Here is a 20,376-nt window from a genome sequence, read left to right as displayed (position 1 = left end):
CTGACCGCATGCCCCCCTCCGCCGCGTCTGCGGATCCCGCCGGACCGGTGTCACTCGTGCTCGTCCAGGGCGATGAGGATCTTCTGGTCGGTCGGGCGGTGCGGGCGGTGATCGATTCTGCGCGGGCGCGTGACCCCGACGTGGAGATCGTCGATCGGGGAGCCGGAGAGCTGACCGAGGCGGATCTGGTCGACCTCGGCGCCACGTCGATGTTCGGCGGCGGGCGGGTGGTCGTGGTCCGCGGCGCGCAGGATCTCGGTGACGAACTGCGCGACGCCCTGCTCGTCCACATCGGTCGGATGCCGCCCGATGTCGTGCTCGTGCTGGTGCACTCCGGTGGGGTGCGCAATCGCAAGCTGGCCGACGCGATGAAGTCCGCCGGTGCCCGGATCATGCCCGCGGCGAAGATCACTCGGCCGCGGGATCGGCACGACTTCGTGGTCGCCGAGGTACGCCGACTCGGCGGTCGGATCAGCGAGGGTGCCACTCGGGCCCTGCTCGACGCGGTCGGCGGCGACCTGCGTGAGCTTGCCGCGGTCTGTGATCAGCTCGTGGCCGACACCGAGGGTGGCCTGCTCGATGAAGCCGCGGTCGCCCGGTTCCATCGCGGTCGGGCCGAGGCCTCCGGCTTCGCGGTCGCCGACGCGATCATCGGCGGCGACCTGCCACAGGCGATGACCTTGCTGCGTCAGGCGATCGAGGGCGGCACCGCGCCGGTGCTGATCTCCAGCGCGATCACCGGCGGGCTGCGTGAGCTCGCCCGGGTCTCCGCCGCGGGCGGGGGAAACAAAGCCGATCTGGCCCGGGTGCTGAAGATGCCGGACTGGAAGGTCGACAAGGCCCAGCGGGCCGCCCGGGCCTGGTCGGATCCTGGGCTCGGGCACGCACTGCGGGCTGCGGCGCAGGCCGACGCCGGCGTCAAGGGTGGGTCCGTCGATGCGGGCTACGCGTTGGAGAAGCTGCTACGTGAGGTAGCGGTGGCTCGCGCGTTCCCGCGCGACCGGGCACACCGAGGAGGGCGAGGATGACGGACCTGCGAGTGCTGCCAGCCGGCTGGGCACGCGGCACGCTCGTCACAGTCACCGGGCTGCTCACCGTGGTTGTCGCGCTCGGAGATTTGGCGAGTGCCTGGGTCGTACTGGCCCTGCCCGTAGCCGTCGTCGCCGCCGTCGGCTATCACGAGGTACTCGAACAACTGGTGCGGCCGGACCCAGCCGACATCCAGACTGACCAGACCGAGCACGGCGGCCAGACCAACCGAAGCGATCGGGCCGGCAAAAACGATCAGGCTGGCCTGAGCGAAGCGGAGGCCGGGCATGCAGAAAAGCCGGGGGCCGACGGCACCCCGGCCTGACCGGACGACGTCAGCTGGCGGTCAGCTTCGCGTGAGCGCGGGCCAGCGCCGACTTGCGGTTCGCGGCCTGGTTGAGATGGATCACGCCCTTGCTGGCGGCCTTGTCGAGCTTGCGGTTGGCGGCCCGCAGCGTCACGTCGGCACGCTCGACATCGCCGGCCTCGACAGCCTCACGGAAGCGCCGGACGTGCGTCTTGAGCTCGGACTTGACCGCCTTGTTGCGCAGCCGCCGCTTCTCGTTGGTGAGGTTGCGCTTGATCTGCGACTTGATGTTGGCCACGCGAAGGAACCTCTGCATGTCGAGTCGGGATGGTGTCCAGCCGCGAGGGTGCTCGGCTGGGATGGTGCAGACAGGTCATCGTACGACCACTGGCCGCGTGCGCAGATTATCAAACCGGATGTCACCCGGTGCGCCGGCGTCGGCTCCTGGCAGGATGCAGGCCGACGGCTCCTGGCACGATGAAGGGTGAGGCCGACCTGATTCCCGGCACGGGAGGTGCTCCCGTGCCCGCCGCGAGCGAAACGAGAACCTTCCGCGTGTCCGCAGCCCCGCATCTGGCGCCCGGCGCCGACCCGGCGATGATCCGTAACTTCTGCATCATCGCCCACATCGACCATGGCAAGTCGACTCTCGCCGACCGCATGCTCGGCGTGACCGGCGTCGTGGAGGCGCGCAACATGCGCGCGCAGTATCTCGATCGGATGGACATCGAGCGTGAGCGCGGGATCACGATCAAGGCGCAGAACGTGCGGCTGCCCTGGCAGGCCGACGACGGCCACGAGTACATCCTGCATCTCATCGACACGCCCGGGCACGTGGACTTCAGCTACGAGGTCAGCCGGTCGCTCGCCGCCTGCGAGGGGGCGGTGCTGCTGGTCGATGCGGCCCAGGGCATCGAGGCGCAGACGCTGGCCAACCTGTACCTGGCGATCGAGAACGACCTGACGATCATTCCGGTGCTGAACAAGATCGACCTCCCGGCGGCACAGCCGGAGAAGGTCGCCGCGGAGATCGCGGCCATCATCGGCTGTGACCCGGCGGAGGTGCTGCGGGTCTCGGGCAAGACCGGCCAGGGCGTCCCGGAGCTGCTCAACGAGATCGTCCGCCAGATTCCGGCCCCGGTCGGTGACCCGGACGGGCCCGCCCGAGCGATGATCTTCGACAGCGTGTACGACATCTACCGCGGGGTGATCACCTATGTCCGGGTGATGGACGGCACCCTCACCACCCGGGACCGCTGCCTGATGATGTCGACCGGGGCGAGCCACGAGACGCTCGAAGTCGGCGTGATCTCGCCGGACCCGCATCCCACCGGGTCGCTGTCGGTCGGCGAGGTCGGCTACGTCATCCCCGGAGTGAAGGACGTCCGGCAGGCCCGCGTCGGCGACACGATCACCACCACCCGGCGTCCGGCCGTCGAGATGCTCGGCGGCTACCGGGACCCGCTGCCGATGGTCTATTCCGGACTGTACCCGATTGACGGCAGTGAGTATCCGGCGTTGCGGGAGGCACTGGACAAGCTGCAGCTCAACGATGCCGCCCTGACCTACGAGCCGGAGACGTCCGCGGCGCTCGGCTTCGGCTTCCGCTGCGGCTTCCTCGGCCTGCTGCACCTGGAGATCGTCCGGGAGCGCCTGGAGCGCGAGTTCAACCTCACGCTCATCTCCACCGCGCCGAACGTCGTCTACCGGGTGGTGATGGAGGACCGCTCCGAGGTCACCGTCACCAACCCGAGCGACTGGCCCGGCGGCAAGATCGCCGAGGTGTACGAGCCGATCGTGCAGGCGATGCTGCTGCTGCCGACCGACTTCGTCGGCGCGGTCATGGAGCTGTGCCAGAGCCGTCGCGGAGTGCTGCTGGGCATGGACTACCTGTCCGCGGACCGGGTGGAGCTCAAGTACACACTTCCACTCGGTGAGATCATCTTCGATTTCTTCGACTCGTTGAAGTCGCGGACTCGGGGGTACGCGAGCCTCGACTACGAGCCGGCCGGAGAGCAGCTGGCAGACCTGGTCAAGGTGGACATTCTGCTCCAGGGGGAGACGGTTGACGCCTTCTCCGCGATCGTCCATCGCGAGAAGGCCTACGCCTACGGCGTGTCGATGACCTCCCGGCTGCGTGAGCTGATCCCCCGTCAGCAGTTCGAGGTTCCGATCCAGGCGGCGATCGGCAGCCGGATCATCGCGCGGGAGAACATCCGAGCCATCCGCAAGGACGTGTTGGCCAAGTGCTACGGCGGCGACATCACCCGCAAACGCAAACTGCTGGAGAAGCAGAAGGAAGGCAAGAAGCGGATGAAGACCATCGGGCGGGTCGAGGTGCCGCAGGAGGCCTTCATCGCAGCGCTGTCCACCGATGGGGGCAGGACCGCGTCGGGCGGCAAGTAGCGCGGCGGGCGGCATGCAGCGCGTCGGGTGCCGGTTGCGGCGGGGCCGACATCGCCCGCCGCGCCGTGGCCGACACCCGGATCACCTGGCCGGCCGGCTCCCGGGCCAGCCGGCCGGCAGTGGCGCGGTGGGCAGAACGATCGGCTCGGTCACTGGTTCGACGAGGGGGTGCGGGGGGACGAGTGGGACGAAGGGCTGGCCCACGGCGCCTGCGGCCGCACTGGAGTGATAAACGGTGGTGCGGGGTGGGAGCAGCGCGGAGATCTCCGAGAGCACAGACCTGGCGTCATCGTCCATGACCTGATCTTTTCGTATCGGGTGCCACTGATCCACGACTTGTCGCCCATAATCCTCCGTTCTGTCCACAACAACGGCAAAACGCGGCGGGGTGTCGGGTGCGCGCGGGTGCTCGTTCCGGGGTATCCGCCCGTGGTCCCTCTGTAGCTCTCCTGGGCCTGCTCATGGATCCGGCGAACATTGCGTTGCCGTATACCCACCTGTCGGGGGCACACTGGGGGCATGCCACAAAAGCCTCCCGACGGGGCAGCTCCCCCCGACGACGGCGCGCTGCCCGCCGATGCGCTGGCCGAACTGGACAGGCGCCCGTTCGGTGTCTACGTGCACGTGCCGTACTGTGCGGCACGCTGCGGCTATTGTGACTTCAACACCTACACGGCGGCCGATCTCGGCGGTGCGCTGGTCTCGTCGGTGGGTCTGACGACCTTCGTCGACATCGCCGGCTCCGAGATCCGCCTGGCCCGCCGGGTGCTCGGTCCGGTCGGGTTTCCGGTGTCCACGGTGTTTCTGGGCGGCGGCACGCCGACCCTGTTGCCGCCCGCCGATCTCGCCCGGTTGCTGCGGCTGGTGGCGGACGAATTCGGCCTTGCGGCGGACGCGGAGGTCACCACCGAGGCCAATCCGGAGTCGGTGGATCCCGCCCAGCTCGAGCAGCTTCGGGCCGCCGGCTACACCCGGATCTCGTTCGGTATGCAGAGCGACCGCCCGCACGTGCTCGCCGCCCTCGACCGTCGGCACACCCCGGGTCGGGTGTCCGAGGTGATGCGGTGGGCGCGCAAAGCCGGGTTCGACCAGGTCAGCCTCGACCTGATCTACGGTGCTCCCGGTGAGTCGGACGCCGACTGGCAGGCCAGCCTACGAGCCGCCGTCGATCTCGGCCCGGATCATGTCAGCGCCTACGCGCTCACCGTCGAGGACGGCACGAAGCTCGCCCGGCGGGTGCGTCGTGGCGAGCTGCTCGAACCCGACGACGACCTGCTGGCCGACCGCTACCTGATGGCCGACGAGGTACTGGGCGCGGCGGGGCTCGTCAACTACGAGGTCAGCAACTGGGCGAGCAGCCCCGCGGCCCGCTGCCGGCACAACCTCGGCTACTGGCGTGGGGACAACTGGTGGGGCTTCGGGCCCGGCGCGCACAGCCACATCGGCGGCGTGCGCTGGTGGAACGTGCGCCATCCCGCCGAGTACGCCGCCCGGCTCGGTGCGGGCCGCAGCCCCGCGTCCGCCCGCGAGGAGCTTGACGCCGACACCCGGCGGGTAGAGCGGATCATGCTCGGAGTCCGCCTGGCCGAGGGGCTCCCCGTGGCCGAACTGGACGAGGCCGGCCGGGCCGCGGCGGGCGAGCTGGCCCGCTCCGGCCTGGTCGAACCCGGCGGGTTGGAGTCCGCCGTCGTGCGGTTGACCCGTCGTGGCCGGCTGCTCACCGACACGGTGGTGCGGGCGTTGCTTGCGGACTGAGTCGTCCAGGTGGCCTGGGGGAACCTTGCCGGAACCTCGCCGGCTTGTTGTGTGACGGCTTATGTTGTGAGCCTCGGGTCGGGGCGGCGGGCTACACTTGGCACTCGCAGTAGCCGAGTGCCAGGCCCGGTGTCGGTCGGTGCACGCACCGCCGTCCGGCCACGTCACGCCTGCCGAAGGGGGTGCGACCGCGTGCTGGAGGATCGGCGTCTGGAAGTCCTTCGCGCCATTGTGGAGGACTTCGTCCTGAGCAATGAGCCGGTGGGCTCCAAGGCGCTGGCGGAGCGGCACAATCTCGGCGTCTCGCCCGCCACCGTGCGTAACGACATGTCGGCGCTGGAGGAAGAGGGCTACATCACGCAGCCCCACACCAGCGCCGGGCGGATTCCCACCGACAAGGGCTACCGGCTGTTCGTCGACCGGTTGTCCGGGGTGAAGCCGCTGTCGCGGGCCGAGCGGCGGGCGATCCAGAGCTTCCTGGAGGGCGCGGTCGACCTCGACGATGTGGTCAACCGCTCGGTACGCCTGCTCGCCCAGCTCACCCGTCAGGTGGCCGTCGTGCAGTACCCGACGATGACGAGCAGCAGCCTGCGCCACATCGAGGTGGTCCTGCTCAGCCCGCGCCGACTGCTCATGGTGATCATCACCGACACGGGTCGGGTCGAGCAACGGATCATCGAGAGCCTGACCCCGGTGGACGAGGAGACGGTCAGCGAGCTGCGCACCACGCTGAACTGCGCGCTCACCGGGCAGCGCCTGGCCGACGCCCCCGAGGCGGTCTCGGCGCTGCCGGACCTGACCCGTCCGGAGCTGCGGCCGTGCGTCGCAACGATGGCCGGCGCGGTGCTCGAGACCCTGGTGGAACCCCAGGAGGAGCGCATCGCCATGGCCGGCACGGCGAATCTCACCCGGGCCACCGTCGACTTCGCCGACTCGCTGCGCTCGATCCTTGAGGCGCTCGAGGAGCAGGTCGTGCTGATGAAGCTCATCGGGTCGGCCCGGGATACCGGTACTGTAACGGTACGCATTGGCCGAGAAACGGACGTGGATGCCCTGCGGTCGACGGCGGTCGTGGCCACCGGCTACGGCCGCGGACCCTTCGCGCTGGGCGGCATGGGCGTGGTCGGGCCGATGCGGATGGACTATCCGTGGACGATGGCGGCCGTGCGGGCCGTCGCCAAATACGTGGGTGAACTCTTGGGTGCCGACTGATGGCCGTGGACTACTACGCCGTTCTCGGCGTGCGTCGAGACGCGTCGAACGACGAGATCAAGCGGGCGTACCGCAAACTGGCCCGGGAGCTGCATCCCGACGTCAACCCCGACCAGGAGGCGCAACAGCGTTTCCGAAGCGTGACCGCCGCCTACGAGGTGCTGTCCGACCCGGAGAAGCGGCAGATCGTCGATCTCGGCGGTGACCCGCTCGCCCCCGGCGGCGGGGGTGGTGGTGCCTCGCCGTTCGGTGCCGGTTTCGGCGGCCTCGGCGACATCATGGACGCGTTCTTCGGTGGCGGCACGAGTCGTGGGCCCCGCTCGCGGGTCCGCCGCGGCAACGACGCGCTGCTGCGCCTCGAGCTTGACCTGGCCGAGACGGCCTTCGGTGCCACCCGCGAGATCACCGTGGACACCGCCTCGGTCTGCACGACCTGCACCGGCGCCGGTGCCGCGCCGGGCACCCACCCGTCGACCTGTACGACCTGTTCCGGTCGGGGCGAGGTCCAGCAGGTCACCCGCTCCTTCCTGGGGCAGATGGTCACCTCGCGCCCCTGCCCGCGCTGTTCGGGCACCGGCACCGTGATCGAGCATCCGTGCCGGGACTGCGGCGGCGACGGCCGGGTCCGCAAGCGCCGCACCCTCACCGTCAAGATTCCCTCCGGGGTTGAGGACGGCATGCGTATCCGGCTTTCCGGCGAGGGTGAGGTCGGCCCGGGCGGTGGTCCCTCCGGCGACCTGTACGTCGAGGTCTCCGAACGCCAGCATGCGGTGTTCACCCGTGAGGGTGACGACCTGCACTGCGAGCTTCCGCTGCCGATGACCTCTGCGGCGCTCGGCACGTCCGCGACCCTGGAGACCCTGGACGGGACCGAGACGATCGCCGTCAAGCCCGGTACCCAGCCCGGTGAGGTCATCCGGCTCGCCGGCCGAGGAGTGCCGCATCTGCGCGCCGCCGGTCGCGGCCACCTGCACATCCACATCAACATCGAGACGCCGACGAAGCTCGACGCCGAGCAGGAGCGGCTGCTGCGGGAACTCGCCAAGCTCCGGGACGAGGAGGCCCAGGTGGTCGTCGGTGGGTCGACCGGCGGTGGTGCCAGCGGGCTGTTCCGCCGCCGGGGCCAGCGGCGCGGGCGCTGAGGATTCCCGCTGACCAACGCGTTGTTCCACGTCCGTCCGCTGCCCGCGGGCGAGGTGGTCACCCTGACCGGCCCGGAGGGTCGGCATGCGGCCACCGTGCGCCGGCTGCGCCCCGGTGAGCCGGTAGATCTCACCGACGGCGCCGGCCGGGCGCTCGTGTGCGAGGTCGTCGCCGTCCGGCGAGACGAGATCGACTGTGCCGTGCGGCGGCGGGTCGAGGTGACGTCGCCCGGTGTGCGCCTCGTCGTCGCCCAGGCACTGGCCAAGGGGGATCGCGGCGAACGTGCCGTGGAGATGCTCACCGAGGTCGGGGTCGACGAGATCGTGCCGTTCGCGGCGGCGCGCTCAGTGGTCCGCTGGGACGGCGAGCGCGGCGCGCGAGCCCGGCAACGCTGGGCCAGGACCGCGGAGGAAGCCGCCAAGCAGTCCCACCGGCTGCACTGGCCGGCTCTCGGGCCGCTGGTCGGCCTGCCGGACCTGGCCCGCCGGGCGGCCACGCCCGGAACCGTCGCCGTCACTCTCCACGAGCAGGCCGCGGACCCGATCGTAGGTCTGGTCCGCGGGCGGCCGGACGACGGGGCGGTCGCGGAGATCCTGCTGATCGTCGGCCCCGAGGGCGGTCTCACCGACGGCGAGGTGCAGGACCTGCGCGAAGCCGGTGCGGCGGTGGCCCGGCTCGGGCCGACCGTGCTACGCACGTCCACCGCCGGGGTGGTCGCCGCCTCGATCGTGTTGGCTGAGCTCGGTCGTTGGGACGGGCCGGGCTGAGGTTGGCTAGACTCGATATTCGTCACTGTCATCGACTCGGACGTTCGCACCTGCGTCGTTCCCGGTTCTGACATCCCCGCTTCCGAGAGGTGCCGCGGCCATAGCCGGCCGCTCTCTATGGCCGAATCCGCCACGCCTTCCGTCGCGTCCCCCGCCGCGGTCACGACGCGCATCGTCGTTCCCGGTCAGCACAGCATGGTGAGCCTGCTCGGCCATCAGGACGAGCTGCTGCGCGCCATCGAGCAGGCCGTCGCCGCCGACATCCACGTCCGCGGCAACGAGATCACCATCACCGGTGCGCCGGCCGACAACGAGCTTGCCAGGAAACTGTTCGTCGAGCTCATCGCGCTGCTCGACGCCGGTACGGAGCTCAGCCCGCAGCACGTCGACCACTCGCTGGCGATGCTGCGCAGCGGTGCACAGGAGCGTCCCGCCGAGGTACTCACCCTCAACATCCTGTCGAACCGCGGACGCACCATCCGGCCCAAGACGCTCAACCAGAAGCGGTACGTCGACGCGATCGACGCGCACACCATCGTGTTCGGTGTCGGCCCCGCCGGTACCGGCAAGACCTATCTGGCGATGGCGAAGGCCGTGCAGGCGCTGCAGGCGAAGAAAGTCAACCGGATCATCCTGACCCGCCCGGCGGTCGAGGCGGGGGAGCGGCTGGGGTTCCTGCCCGGCACCCTTTACGAGAAGATCGATCCGTACCTGCGGCCGCTGTACGACGCGCTGCACGACATGATCGATCCGGACTCGATTCCCCGGCTGATGCAGAGTGGCACGATCGAGGTCGCGCCGCTGGCCTACATGCGCGGGCGCACCCTCAACGACGCGTTCATCATCCTGGACGAGGCGCAGAACACCTCGCCGGAACAGATGAAGATGTTCCTGACCCGGCTCGGTTTCGGCGCCAAGATCGTCGTGACGGGGGACGTCACCCAGGTCGATCTGCCCAGCGGCACCCGCAGTGGCCTGCGGGTGGTCCGTGAGATCCTCGACGGGGTGGACGACGTCCACTTCGCCTCCCTGACCAGTGTCGATGTGGTCCGCCACCGGTTGGTCGGCGAGATCGTCGATGCCTACGCCCGTTGGGACGCCGCCACCGAAGGCGCCGGTTCGGCGGTAGCCGGTTCGGCGACGGGTGCCACCGCGACGTCGCCGTCCGGCCGGTCCGGCCGCCGGGACCGGCGGTGACCGTTCCGACGGTCGGAGAGGACCGCTGATGGCCGTGTTCGTCGCGAACGAGTCCGGGGCCACCGAAGTCGACGAGGTGCGTCTGACCGCACTCGCTCGCTTCGTTCTGGACGCGATGAAGGTCAGCCCGCTCGCCGAGCTGTCCGTGCTGCTCGTCGAGGAAAAGGCGATGACCGATCTGCACGTGCGGTACATGGGTGAGGAAGGTCCCACCGACGTGCTGTCGTTCGCCCAGGACGAGGCTTTCGACGCCTCCTGGTCGGAGTCCGGCGACGACGATCCGACGCTTCTGCTCGGTGATGTCGTGCTCTGCCCGTCGGTCGCGCACCGGCAGGCCGAACAGGCGGGGCACGCGTTCGAGCGCGAGCTGCACCTGCTGTGCACCCACGGGATCCTGCACCTGCTCGGGTTCGACCACGCCGAGCCGGACGAGGAACGCGAGATGTGGAAGATCCAGAACCGCCTGTTGTCCGCCTGGGACACCGCGGTGAAGGCCATCGCCGAGAAACCTCCCGCCGGCACCGGTGAGGCGGGCGAGCCGGGTAGCACGGGCGAGGTGAGCGAGGCGGGCGGCACCGGCGAGGCAGGCGAGGCAGGCGGCGCGGGCGAGGCCGGTCCGGCCGACGCGCGCTGACCGGAGACCGTGGACGACGATGAGCTCCGGCACTCCTGTTCTGCTCTTCCTGACCGTGGTCGGGTCACTGGCCGCGGCCGGCTTCGGCTGTGTGGACGCGGCACTGACCCGGGTCTCGCGGGTGGCCGTCGATGCCTTCGCCCGGGCGGGTCGGGCGGGCTCGGTGAGCCTGTCGCTCATCGTCGCCGATCCCGGCCGCTATCTGGCTCCCCTGCTGCTGCTGCGGATTGCCGCCGAGATGGTGGCGGCCGCGTGCGTGACGGTGCTGTTCGTCCACGCCTACGGCGCCGGCTTCGCCGCGGTCGGGCTGGGCGCACTGGTTGCGACGCTGATCGCCTACATTCTCGTCGGCGTGATGTTCCGGACCGTCGGCCGCCAGCACGCGCCGGAGGTGGCCCTGGCGACGGCCGGGATCACCGTGCGGCTGGCCCGCATCCTCGGCCCGCTGCCCCGGCTGCTCATCGCGTTCGGTAACGCGGTGACCCCCGGTCCCGGCTATCGCGACGGGCCGTTCGCCTCCGAGGCGGAGCTGCGTGATCTCGTCGACCTCGCCGAGGAGAACGAGGTCATCGAGCGCGAGGAACGCGACATGATCGCATCCGTGTTCGAGCTCGGCGACACCGTCGTGCGCGAGGTGATGGTGCCCCGCCCCGACATGGTGTTCATCGAGTCGACCAAGACCGTGCGCCAGGCCCTGTCACTCGCGTTGCGCAGTGGCTTCTCCCGCATTCCGGTCATCGGTGACAGCGTGGACGACGTGGTCGGCATCGCCTTCCTCAAGGACATGGTCCGCCACGAACGCCCGGAGGACGCGGCCGGCGAGCCGACCGAGACCGCCCCGGGGGCGCCGGCCGACGCCGTCGCGGTTGCCGTCGCGGAGATCATGCGGGCACCGGCCCTGGTGCCCGAGAGCAAGCCCGCCGACGACCTGCTGCGCGAGATGCAGGCCTCGCGTACCCACATGGCGATCGTCATCGACGAGTACGGTGGGACGGCCGGCCTGGTGACCATCGAGGACATCCTCGAGGAGATCGTCGGCGAGATCACCGACGAGTACGACAACGAGGTGGCCCCGGTGGAGTGGCTCGACGCCGACACCGCCCGGGTCACCGCCCGGCTCGACGTCGACGATCTCGGTGAGATGTTCGATCTGGACGTCGACGAGCTGCCCCGCGCGGACGACTCGGTCACGGTCGGCGGGCTGCTGGCCACGGCGCTCGGCCGGGTGCCGATCCCGGGCGCGAGCGCGACCGTCGCCGGCCTGCGGCTGACGGCCGAGCGGGCGGCGGGCCGGCGCAACCAGATCGGCACCATCGTCGTCGCCCGGCGGTCCACCCAGGCGTCCGGCGAACAGCTGTCCGCGAACGGCACGTCGAGGCACGGCGCGGCAGAGTCGAGGCATGGCACGGCAGAGCAGAAAAAGGTGATCTCGTGACGACCGATCCGTCCGCATCCGACGGGCCGGGCCCGAAGCTTGCGGCCGAGGACGCGAAGCTGCTCGTGCTGGCCCGCTCCGCCCGGCTGCGTGCCTACGTGCCCGACGGCAGCGTGTCCCAGGGCGCTGCCCTGCGCGACACCGACGGCCGCACCTACATCGCCGCCACCCTGGGTCTCGCCCGCGCTGACCTGGCCATCTCGGCGCTGCGTGCGGCGATCGCCGCGGCCGTGTCCAGCGGCGCACGGCGCTTCGAGGCCGCCGCCATCGTCACCGGCGAGCCCACCTCCGCGGCCACCGGCTCCGGCGGCGAGTCCACGTCCGCGGCCACCGGCTCCGTGGACGGACTGACCGCCGACGACCGCGCGACCCTGGCCGAGTTCGGCCCGGGCGTTCCCGTCTTCCTTGCCGGCCCCGACGGCGCTCTGCGCGCCAGGACGACCAGCTGACATGGCCGCCTCCCGCTCCGCCCGCGCCGCGGGCAGCTCTGCTCGCGCGTCGAGCGGTTCTGCCCGTCCGACGGGCTCCACCGACTCGGCCGCGAGTCGGGCTGGCGCCGTTCCGGCCGACTACCGGTCCGGTTTTGCCTGCTTCGTGGGTCGGCCCAACGCCGGCAAGTCCACCCTCACCAACGCCCTCGTCGGGGCCAAGGTGGCCATCACCAGCGGCCGGCCGCAGACCACGCGGCACGCCATTCGCGGCATCGTGCACCGGGACGACGCCCAGCTCATCCTCGTCGACACCCCTGGTCTGCACCGGCCACGCACCCTGCTCGGCCAGCGGCTCAACGACGTGGTGCGGGCCACCCTCTCCGAGGTCGACCTCGTCGCCTTCTGCATGCCCGCCGACGAGCCGCTCGGCCGCGGCGACCGGTTCATCGCCGAGGAACTGTCCCGGCTGCCGAAACGAACACCCGTCGTCGCGATCCTCACCAAGACCGACAAGGTCGCCGACTCGGACCGGATCGGCGCGCGCCTGCTCGAGGTCTCCCAGCTCGGTGAGTTCCGTGACATCGTGCCGGTGAGCGCCGTGCGTTCCTTCCAGGTTGACGTGCTCGCCGACGTGCTGGTCTCCCACCTGCCCCTCGGTCCCGCGCTCTACCCCGACGGGGAGCTCACCGACGAGCCGGAGCAGATCATGGTCGCCGAGCTCGTCCGGGAGGCGGCACTGGAGGGCGTCCGTGACGAACTGCCGCACTCCCTGGCCGTCGTCGTCGAGGAAATGATCCCCCGGGAGGACCGCCCCGCCGATCGTCCGCTGTTGGACGTCCGGGTCCACGTCTTCGTGGAACGTCCCAGCCAGAAGGCGATCGTCATCGGCGCCGGCGGTTCCCGGCTCAAGGACGTCGGTTCCCGGGCCAGGTCCCAGATCGAGGCGCTGCTTGGCACCCCGGTCTTCCTCGACCTGCACGTCAAGGTCGCCAAGGACTGGCAGCGCGACCCCCGCCAGCTCCGCCGCCTCGGCTTCTGACCCCGCCCGTCCTTCGACTCCTGCTCCCCTCGGCGCCCACGTCTCACGTGTCACGTCGGTTCCAGGTCCCGAGTCGGTTCCAGGTCCCTGACGTCTCTTGGCGGGTCTGTCCGCGCTCCGGCGTGTCTCCTGCCACGGATGTCGGTCGTGGCAACCCATGATCCGCGGGTCCGGCCCGACCGCTGGTCCTGGCCCGTCGAGATGCAGGCGTGTCATCACGTTCCGCGCAGACATGTCGGAGAGTGACCGCCCTGGGATCGGTGGACGTTCCACCGGAACACCCTCACGCCGATCCGCCCCCGACGCCCGTTGACCGAGACCTTCCGTGTCACCTGCGCCACTTATCGTGACGAAATCGGCCCGGTCGCGGGTGGCTGCAAGCCATGATCCGTTCTTGCCGAGGCTTGGTGAAGGATCGGTGGGCCGGAACCTTCACTCCGCCTCGGCAGGAATCCGTGACTTGGCGCAGTGGTCGCAGGCGAAGGCGGGCACGGAGGCACGAGCGCACAGAGGCACGGGCGCACAGAGGCACGGGCGCACAGAGGCACGGGCGCACGGAGGGGACGGAGGGACGGAGGCACGGGGGCACGGACGTCGTCGGGCAGGTTGGCGGGGCCAAAGCCCTCGGATCTCAGTCCACGGTGCCGGTGGTGCGTCGTCGCCACCGCCACCGCCGCCGGGACGAGGTGGTCGTCGGGGGAGTCGGAATCATCGGGGCGGTGCCGTCCGGCGCTGTTGCGCGGCTGCCAGCTCTCCCGTCGACGATCTCCAATGCCGGTGGACGGGTGGTCCGCCTCCACCTCACCTCGCCCTCGGAGCCCCCATCGTGATCGGTCGTTGTCGTAGGTGGGGGCACGGCCGCAGGAGCGGGCGCGAGAGGGGGAACGGGAGAGAGCGGAGGAGCGGGAGGGCCCGGAGGAGTGGGAGGGAGTGGAGGTGAGGGTGCGGCAGCAGGTGGAGGGGCGGGTGCGGGTGGAGGTGCGGGTGCGGCAGCAGGCGCAGGTGGGGATGAAGGTGCCGGTGCCGGTGCCGGTGCCGGTGTGGGTGCGGGTGGCGGGGGGAGCGGCAGGCGCAGGGGCGGGGCGGTGTCGTCGAGGGCGGCCAGGACGAGGGCCTGGCGATTGGTGAGGATGAACTCCTTGAGCTCGGGTGGGGTCAGAGCGTACCGACTCAGTTTCCTGGTGTGCAGGTCGATGCGTTCGACGTCGTAGCGGCCCTTGGCGGGATTGCTGAACTCCTCGCCGGTGCGCAGGGAGAGGTCCATCGAGATCAGTCGGCAGACGAAGAAGTGGGACACGGCGATGCCGCCGTTGCGGGGTGGACTGACGAGGAACACCGGTTGGACCCGGTCGACCACGGCACCGAGCTCCTCGGCGAGTTCGCGGTGCAGGGCTGCCTCCACCGAGGCGTCCTCGGGGTCGACGCCGCCGCCGGGAGTCGACCAGTACGGCTTGCGTTTGGGCAGGGTCCGCCGGAACAGGACCAGTCGGCCCTGACCGTCGATGAGAATCGCCCGAGCCGCCCGCCGCACCACCTGCACCGAGCCATCATCCGCAATGGCGGACGGGCCGTGCGGGCCCGCCCCGTTCGCCCGGGTGCCTGGGCACGATGTGTCATCCCTTCAGCACCAGCAGCTTTTGGTCGCGGAGATGGTGCGCAGCCGGCGCGGGACGTCACCGGGACGGCGTGGACGGGGGTGCCGGAGGACCTCGCTTTACCCCGTCGAGGGGGGCTCGTGCAACCATGGGCGGGTGCCGGTGTATCGCGACGAAGGGGTGGTGCTGCGCACGACCCCGCTCGCCGAGGCCGATCGGATCATCACGGTGCTGACCCGGCGCACCGGTCGGGTGCGGGCCGTCGCCAAGGGGGTGCGCAAGACGTCCTCCCGCTTCGGCTCCCGCCTGGAGCCGGGGACGTACGTCGATCTGATGTTGCACGAGGGCCGGGCGCTGGACACGGTCACCCAGGCCGACATCATCGCGCCCTATGGGACGACGATCGCCACCGACTATGCCCGGCACACGGCAGCCGCGGTGATGCTGGAAACCGCCGAGCGGCTCACCAGCGAGGAGCGTCAGCCGGCGCTACGACTGTTCCTGCTGCTCGTTGGTGGTCTACGGACGCTCGCGGCCGGGGAACGTCCCCCACCGCTGGTGCTGGACGCTTTCCTGCTGCGTGCCCTGGCGGTGTCGGGGTATGGCATGGCGCTCGATGACTGCGCCCGGTGCGGCGAGCCGGGTCGGCATCTGTCGCTGTCCGTGGCAGGCGGTGGGGTGGTGTGCGCCCGGTGCCGTCCGCATGGCTCGGCGTCGGTGTCGGCCGGGGCGGTGGCGCTGCTGACCGATCTGCTCCGCGGCGAGTGGGATGGCGCCCTGGGCAGCGATCTGCGGGCCCGGCGGGAGGCGGGCGGCATCGTCGCCGCCTACCTCCAGTGGCATCTCGAACGGGGACTGCGTGCGCTGCCGCACCTGGAACGGGCATGAAGCGTGCCGGGGGGCGACTGCGCGGGCGACGCCCGACTCGGGCGGGCCGCCGGCCCGGCGTCCGTGGCCGGTGGCCGGCGTGGGGGGATGCGCCGCAGGGGAGCGGGAGCGGACATGGTGAGGTGGACGGCGACGACGGCCACGACGGCGGTCAGCCGGACGGTGCCGGCAGGGGGACGGTGTGGTGATGGCAGGTGACGGCGTGATGGACGACGGCGGGACGGGCATCGGTGCCACGGGCATCGGTGTGCTGGCCGGCGGTGTGCTGGCCGGCGGTGTGACGGATGACGGTGTGACGGATGACGGCTCGGCGCTGCCCCGGCCGGATCTCGGGAGGTAGGCAGTGACTGTTCGAAATGATCTAGCGCCCCGATTTCGGGACCCGCGTCCGCACCCGTCCGGAGCCCGGCCGCCGGCGTTGCCGCCGAACCTGATCCCCAAGCATGTGGGCATCGTGATGGACGGCAACGGCCGCTGGGCGAAGCTGCGCGGTCTGGCCCGGACCAAGGGTCACGAGGCCGGCGAGGACGCGCTGTTCGACTGCGTCGAGGGCGCGATCGAGCTCGGCGTGCGCTGGCTGTCGGTCTACGCCTTCTCCACGGAGAACTGGAAGCGGTCCCCGGACGAGGTCGCGTTCCTGATGCGTTTCACCGACCGGGTGTTCGGCCGTCGCATCGACGACATGGCCGCCCTCGGCGTGCGGGTCCGCTGGGCGGGACGCCGTCCTCGGCTGTGGGGCAACGTGATCCGCCGGCTGGAGGCGTCCGAGGAGGTCACCCGGGACAACGACCGGCTCACCCTGGTGATGTGCGTCAACTACGGGGGACGCGCGGAGATCGCCGATGCCGCCGCCGCGATCGCCCGGGACGTCCGCGAGGGTCGGCTGCGTCCGGACCGGATCGACGAGGCCACCATCAGCCGTTACCTGGATGAGCCCGACATGCCCGATCTCGACCTGGTCATCCGTACGTCCGGGGAGAAGCGCCTGAGCAACTTCCTGCTCTGGCAGGCCGCCTACGCCGAGCTGTCCTTCGTCGACACCCTGTGGCCCGACTTCGATCGTCGTCATCTGTGGTCCGCCTGCGAGGACTTCGCCCGCCGGGACCGCCGCTACGGCGGCACCGTCGCCCATCGTGCCTGACCCGGAGACCGCCGACGCCCCGGCGGTCTCCGCCGCCACGGCCGCCGGTTTCGCCGCCACGGCCCCCGTGCTCGCGCAGATCGCCTTCGAGCTGCCACCGGACGCGGACGCGGCCAGCTTTCCCGCTGCCGCCCGGGCGGTGTTGGACGCGTTCGGCCAGTGCGCCGGATTCCGCGGTGGGCGGCTCGCCCGAGCCTTGGACGCGCCGCGGACCTGGCTGCTCACGACCGAATGGGACGGTCCCGGCCCCTGGCGGCGGGCGCTGTCCGTCTTCGAGGTGCGTTGCACGCTGACCCCGCTGCTCGTCCACGCGGTGGACGCACCCGGCTCGTACGAGGTGCTCGCCACGGTCGGGACCGGCGCCGGGACGTCCCGGACCTACCGCTCCGACCGGGCCCCCGACGCCGACGTCGCCGCTCCCGGCCTCGGCCGCGACCGATAGGGCAGCGGCCCGTCCGGCCACCAGGGTGCCTGGCGCCTGGCGACGAAGTGACGGTGGCGACCGGTAGCCTCAAGGCGATCGTGCACGATCTCACTGTGCACGATCGTGACTGCGCACGATCGTGACTGTGCAGAGCCGAGGAGCCGAGGCCCGACCGATGCTGACCATGCAGGACGCCTTGCTGGCGCTGACCCGCTACTGGACCGACCGGGGTTGCATGATCATGCAGCCGTTCAACACCGAGGTCGGCGCCGGTACGCTCAACCCGGCGACGGTGCTGCGGGTACTCGGTCCGGAGCCGTGGCGGGTGGCCTACGTGGAGCCGTCGGTGCGTCCGGACGACTCACGGTACGGACAGAACCCCAACCGGCTGCAGACGCACACCCAGTTCCAGGTGATCCTCAAGCCCGACCCGGGCAACGCCCAGGAGCTCTACCTGGGCAGCCTCGAGGCGATCGGGGTGGACACGGCGGCCCACGACGTCCGGTTCGTCGAGGACAACTGGGCCTCCCCGGCGCTCGGCGCGTGGGGCCTGGGGTGGGAGGTCTGGCTCGACGGGCTGGAGATCACCCAGTTCACCTACTTCCAGCAGGCCGGTGGGCAGAGTCTGGACACGATCAGTGTCGAGATCACCTACGGCATGGAACGCATCCTCATGGCACTGCAGGGGGTGCGCCATTTCAGCGAGCTCACGTACGCCCCCGGAGTGTCGTACGGGGAGGTGTTCGGGCAGTCGGAGTACGAGATGTCGCGGTACTACCTCGACGACGCCGACATCGACACCGTCCGGCGGATGTATGCGGACTACGCCGCCGAGGCCCGTCGACTGATCGACGCGCGGCTGCCCGTCCCAGCGCACTCGTACGTGCTGAAGTGCTCGCACGCGTTCAACATCCTCGACTCGCGGGGGGCGGTGTCGACGACCGAGCGGGCGACGTCGTTCGCGCAGATGCGTGGGCTGTCCCGTGCGGTCGCGGCACTGTGGCGGGAGCGGCGCGAGGAGCTCGGTCACCCGCTGGGGATCGCGGCGCCCCCGCCGCCGGCCACCGCGGCCACGGGCGGTACGCCGGTGGTGGCGCCCTCGACGCTGCTGTTCGAGATCGGCACCGAGGAACTGCCGGCCGCCGAGGTGACCCGGACGATCGCGGCGGTCCGCGAGGGTCTGGCCGAGCGACTGAGGGCCACCCGGCTCACCCACGGCGAGGTGCGGGTGACGGGCACGCCCCGGCGCATCGTCGCCGTCGTCGAGGAGGTCGCGCCCCGCGAGCCGGATGTCGAGCGGGTGGTGCGCGGGCCGCGGGTGTCGGCCGCCTACGGCGCGGACGGCGCGCCGACGAAGGCCGCGCTCGGCTTCGTCCGCGGTCAGGGTGCGGACGCGGCCGATCTGCAGGTCGTCGACCATCGTGGCGCGCAGCACGTCGCGCTGGTGCGCACCGAGGCCGGGCGCGACGCCCTCGACGTCCTCGCCGGGCTGCTCGGTGAGGTGGTCGCCGGGCTGCGCGGCGAGCGCAACATGCGCTGGAACGATCCGGCGCTGTCGTTCAGCCGGCCGGTGCGCTGGCTGGTGGCGCTGCTCGGCGAGACCGTGGTGCCGGTGGCGGTGGCGAGTCTGGCCGCCGGGCGGACCACCCGTGGGCACCGCCGGGCGGGCTCCCCGCCGATCGAGGTGAGCACCGCCGCGGGCTATGCTGACCTGCTTGCCGCGCACGGCATCCTGCTCGACCCGGCGGCGCGCCGGGAGGTGATCGTCGAACAGGCGGCGAAGCTCACCGCCGACCAGGGCGGGCACATCGACCCGGTGGCCGATGCCGGCACGCTCGCCGAGGTGACGAACCTGGTGGAGTACCCGCGACCGCTGCTCGGCGCGTTCGAGGCCCGGTTCCTCGAACTGCCCGCCGAGATCCTCACCACGGTCATGCGCAAGCACCAGCGTTATCTGCCGGTGCGTGACGCCGCCGGGCAGCTGCTGCCCGCGTTCGTCGCCGTCCCCGACGGGCCGGTCGACGAGACGCTGGTACGGGCCGGTAACGAGGACGTGATCCGCGCCCGGTTCGCCGACGCCGCGTTCTTCTACGACGCCGACGTCAAGGTCGGGCTCGAGACGTTCCGGGCGAACCTGGCCCGGCTCACCTTCGAGCAGCGGCTCGGCTCGGTCGCCGACCGGGCCGAGCGGATCGCCGCGCTCGCCCGGGCGCTGGCCGACGCGATCGGCCTCGTCGGTGACGAGCGGACAACCCTCGAGCGCGCCGCGACGCTCGCCAAGTTCGACCTGGCCACCCAGATGGTCATCGAGCTGTCCAGCCTCGCCGGCACGATGGCCCGCGAGTACGCCCGGCGTGCCGGCGAGCCCGAGGCCGTGGCCACCGCGCTGTTCGAGATGGAGCTGCCGCGCCGCGCCGGCGGCGCGCTGCCCGCCACCGTGCCCGGCGCCCTGCTGGCCCTGGCCGACCGGCTCGACCTGCTCGTCGGCCTGTTCGCCCTGGATGCGGCACCGACCGGCAGCTCCGATCCGTTCGGGCTGCGCCGTGCGGCGCTGGGTGCGGCGGCGATCCTCGCCGGCCAGCCGCGGTTGGCCGAGCTGTCGCTGGCGGACCTGCTCACCCGCGCCGCGGAGCGGACCCCCGTGCCGGTCAGCCCCGCGGCCCTCGAAGCCGCCGAGGTGTTCGTCCGGGGCCGGTATGCCCAGCAGCTGCTCGACAGCGGCGTCGATCACCGACTGGTGGCGGCACTCGGCCCGCTCACGGGCACCCCGGCCCGGGCCGCCGACACCCTGGCCGCCCTGCGCACCTTGCTCGACCGGCCCGGTTTCGCCGAGCTCACGGCGGCGCTGCAGCGGGTCCGCCGAATCGTCCCCGCGGGCACCCCTGCCGGGCTCGAGACCCCCCGGCTCGCCGAACCCGCCGCTGCCCGGCTGCTGGGCGCGGTCACCGAGCTCGACGCCCGCCTCACCCGCGG

The 20,376-nt window shown here is 71.2% G+C and carries 20 protein-coding genes; 17 read left to right on the top strand and 3 right to left on the bottom strand.

Annotated features, from left to right (window positions below):
- Window positions 1-8 precede the first annotated feature (8 nt).
- Window positions 9-1,028, top strand: a complete 1,020-nt coding sequence (gene holA, locus ND747_RS09905; protein WP_251733204.1) for a DNA polymerase III subunit delta — start codon at window positions 9-11, stop codon at window positions 1,026-1,028.
- Between the two features lie 11 nt (window positions 1,029-1,039).
- Window positions 1,040-1,354 carry a hypothetical protein gene (locus ND747_RS09900; protein ID WP_251733203.1) on the top strand — a complete coding sequence of 105 codons (315 nt, stop codon included), beginning with the start codon at window positions 1,040-1,042 and terminating at the stop codon, window positions 1,352-1,354.
- Between the two features lie 10 nt (window positions 1,355-1,364).
- On the opposite strand, the gene rpsT is transcribed toward ND747_RS09900, so the two are convergent.
- Window positions 1,365-1,634: a 30S ribosomal protein S20 gene (gene rpsT / locus ND747_RS09895; RefSeq protein WP_251733202.1), complete on the bottom strand. Its 270-nt coding sequence runs from the start codon at window positions 1,632-1,634 to the stop codon at window positions 1,365-1,367.
- A gap of 257 nt (window positions 1,635-1,891) precedes the next feature.
- On the opposite strand from rpsT, the gene lepA reads away from it, so the two are divergent.
- Window positions 1,892-3,742: a translation elongation factor 4 gene (lepA, locus tag ND747_RS09890; protein ID WP_308204597.1), complete on the top strand. Its 1,851-nt coding sequence runs from the start codon at window positions 1,892-1,894 to the stop codon at window positions 3,740-3,742.
- Between the two features lie 81 nt (window positions 3,743-3,823).
- On the opposite strand, the gene ND747_RS09885 is transcribed toward lepA, so the two are convergent.
- Window positions 3,824-4,039 (bottom strand): hypothetical protein, encoded by a 216-nt coding sequence (locus ND747_RS09885; RefSeq protein WP_251733201.1) that lies wholly within the window; start codon window positions 4,037-4,039, stop codon window positions 3,824-3,826.
- Between the two features lie 222 nt (window positions 4,040-4,261).
- Between ND747_RS09885 and hemW the strand changes: the two genes are divergently transcribed.
- From hemW to era, 9 genes are all read left to right on the top strand, one after another.
- The gene (hemW, locus tag ND747_RS09880; protein ID WP_251733200.1) at window positions 4,262-5,497 is read left to right on the top strand and encodes a radical SAM family heme chaperone HemW; all 1,236 of its coding nucleotides are present in this window, start codon (window positions 4,262-4,264) and stop codon (window positions 5,495-5,497) included.
- Window positions 5,498-5,689: 192 nt separating this feature from the next.
- On the top strand, window positions 5,690-6,709 hold the full coding sequence (gene hrcA / locus ND747_RS09875; protein WP_251733199.1) for a heat-inducible transcriptional repressor HrcA: 1,020 nt from the start codon (window positions 5,690-5,692) through the stop codon (window positions 6,707-6,709).
- On the top strand, window positions 6,709-7,851 hold the full coding sequence (gene dnaJ, locus ND747_RS09870) for a molecular chaperone DnaJ (RefSeq protein WP_251733198.1): 1,143 nt from the start codon (window positions 6,709-6,711) through the stop codon (window positions 7,849-7,851). The genes hrcA and dnaJ overlap by 1 nt, the downstream gene beginning before the upstream one ends.
- A gap of 21 nt (window positions 7,852-7,872) precedes the next feature.
- Complete coding sequence (locus ND747_RS09865) at window positions 7,873-8,619, top strand: 16S rRNA (uracil(1498)-N(3))-methyltransferase (protein ID WP_251733197.1); 747 nt, start codon at window positions 7,873-7,875, stop codon at window positions 8,617-8,619.
- 117 nt (window positions 8,620-8,736) lie between these two features.
- On the top strand, window positions 8,737-9,816 hold the full coding sequence (locus tag ND747_RS09860; protein WP_251733196.1) for a PhoH family protein: 1,080 nt from the start codon (window positions 8,737-8,739) through the stop codon (window positions 9,814-9,816).
- Between the two features lie 28 nt (window positions 9,817-9,844).
- Window positions 9,845-10,450, top strand: a complete 606-nt coding sequence (gene ybeY, locus ND747_RS09855; protein ID WP_251733195.1) for an rRNA maturation RNase YbeY — start codon at window positions 9,845-9,847, stop codon at window positions 10,448-10,450.
- Window positions 10,451-10,469: 19 nt separating this feature from the next.
- Window positions 10,470-11,885, top strand: coding sequence for a hemolysin family protein (locus ND747_RS09850; RefSeq protein WP_251733194.1), 1,416 nt, complete (start codon window positions 10,470-10,472; stop codon window positions 11,883-11,885).
- A complete protein-coding gene (locus ND747_RS09845; protein ID WP_251733193.1) occupies window positions 11,882-12,334 on the top strand; it encodes a cytidine deaminase in 453 nt (150 codons plus the stop codon). The genes ND747_RS09850 and ND747_RS09845 overlap by 4 nt, the downstream gene beginning before the upstream one ends.
- 1 nt (window position 12,335) lies before the next feature.
- Window positions 12,336-13,355: a GTPase Era gene (gene era / locus ND747_RS09840; protein ID WP_251733192.1), complete on the top strand. Its 1,020-nt coding sequence runs from the start codon at window positions 12,336-12,338 to the stop codon at window positions 13,353-13,355.
- Window positions 13,356-13,986: 631 nt separating this feature from the next.
- Here era and ND747_RS09835 read toward each other — a convergent pair.
- Window positions 13,987-14,895, bottom strand: coding sequence for an NUDIX hydrolase (locus tag ND747_RS09835; protein ID WP_251733191.1), 909 nt, complete (start codon window positions 14,893-14,895; stop codon window positions 13,987-13,989).
- A 211-nt stretch (window positions 14,896-15,106) separates the two neighbouring features.
- On the opposite strand from ND747_RS09835, the gene recO reads away from it, so the two are divergent.
- From recO to ND747_RS09810, 5 genes are all read left to right on the top strand, one after another.
- Complete coding sequence (gene recO / locus ND747_RS09830) at window positions 15,107-15,838, top strand: DNA repair protein RecO (protein WP_251733190.1); 732 nt, start codon at window positions 15,107-15,109, stop codon at window positions 15,836-15,838.
- Between the two features lie 187 nt (window positions 15,839-16,025).
- Window positions 16,026-16,178, top strand: a complete 153-nt coding sequence (locus tag ND747_RS09825; RefSeq protein WP_251733189.1) for a hypothetical protein — start codon at window positions 16,026-16,028, stop codon at window positions 16,176-16,178.
- A 3-nt stretch (window positions 16,179-16,181) separates the two neighbouring features.
- On the top strand, window positions 16,182-16,979 hold the full coding sequence (locus ND747_RS09820) for an isoprenyl transferase (protein ID WP_251733188.1): 798 nt from the start codon (window positions 16,182-16,184) through the stop codon (window positions 16,977-16,979).
- Window positions 16,972-17,421: a peptidoglycan-binding protein gene (locus ND747_RS09815; RefSeq protein ID WP_251733187.1), complete on the top strand. Its 450-nt coding sequence runs from the start codon at window positions 16,972-16,974 to the stop codon at window positions 17,419-17,421. The genes ND747_RS09820 and ND747_RS09815 overlap by 8 nt, the downstream gene beginning before the upstream one ends.
- A 157-nt stretch (window positions 17,422-17,578) precedes the next feature.
- The coding region (locus ND747_RS09810) for a glycine--tRNA ligase (RefSeq protein ID WP_251733186.1) at window positions 17,579-20,376 on the top strand (2,798 nt) is incomplete at its 3' end.

The organism is Frankia sp. R82 (assembly GCF_023716925.1).
Lineage (GTDB): Bacteria > Actinomycetota > Actinomycetes > Frankiales > Frankiaceae > Frankia.
This window is presented reverse-complemented; position numbering and strand designations above follow the sequence as displayed.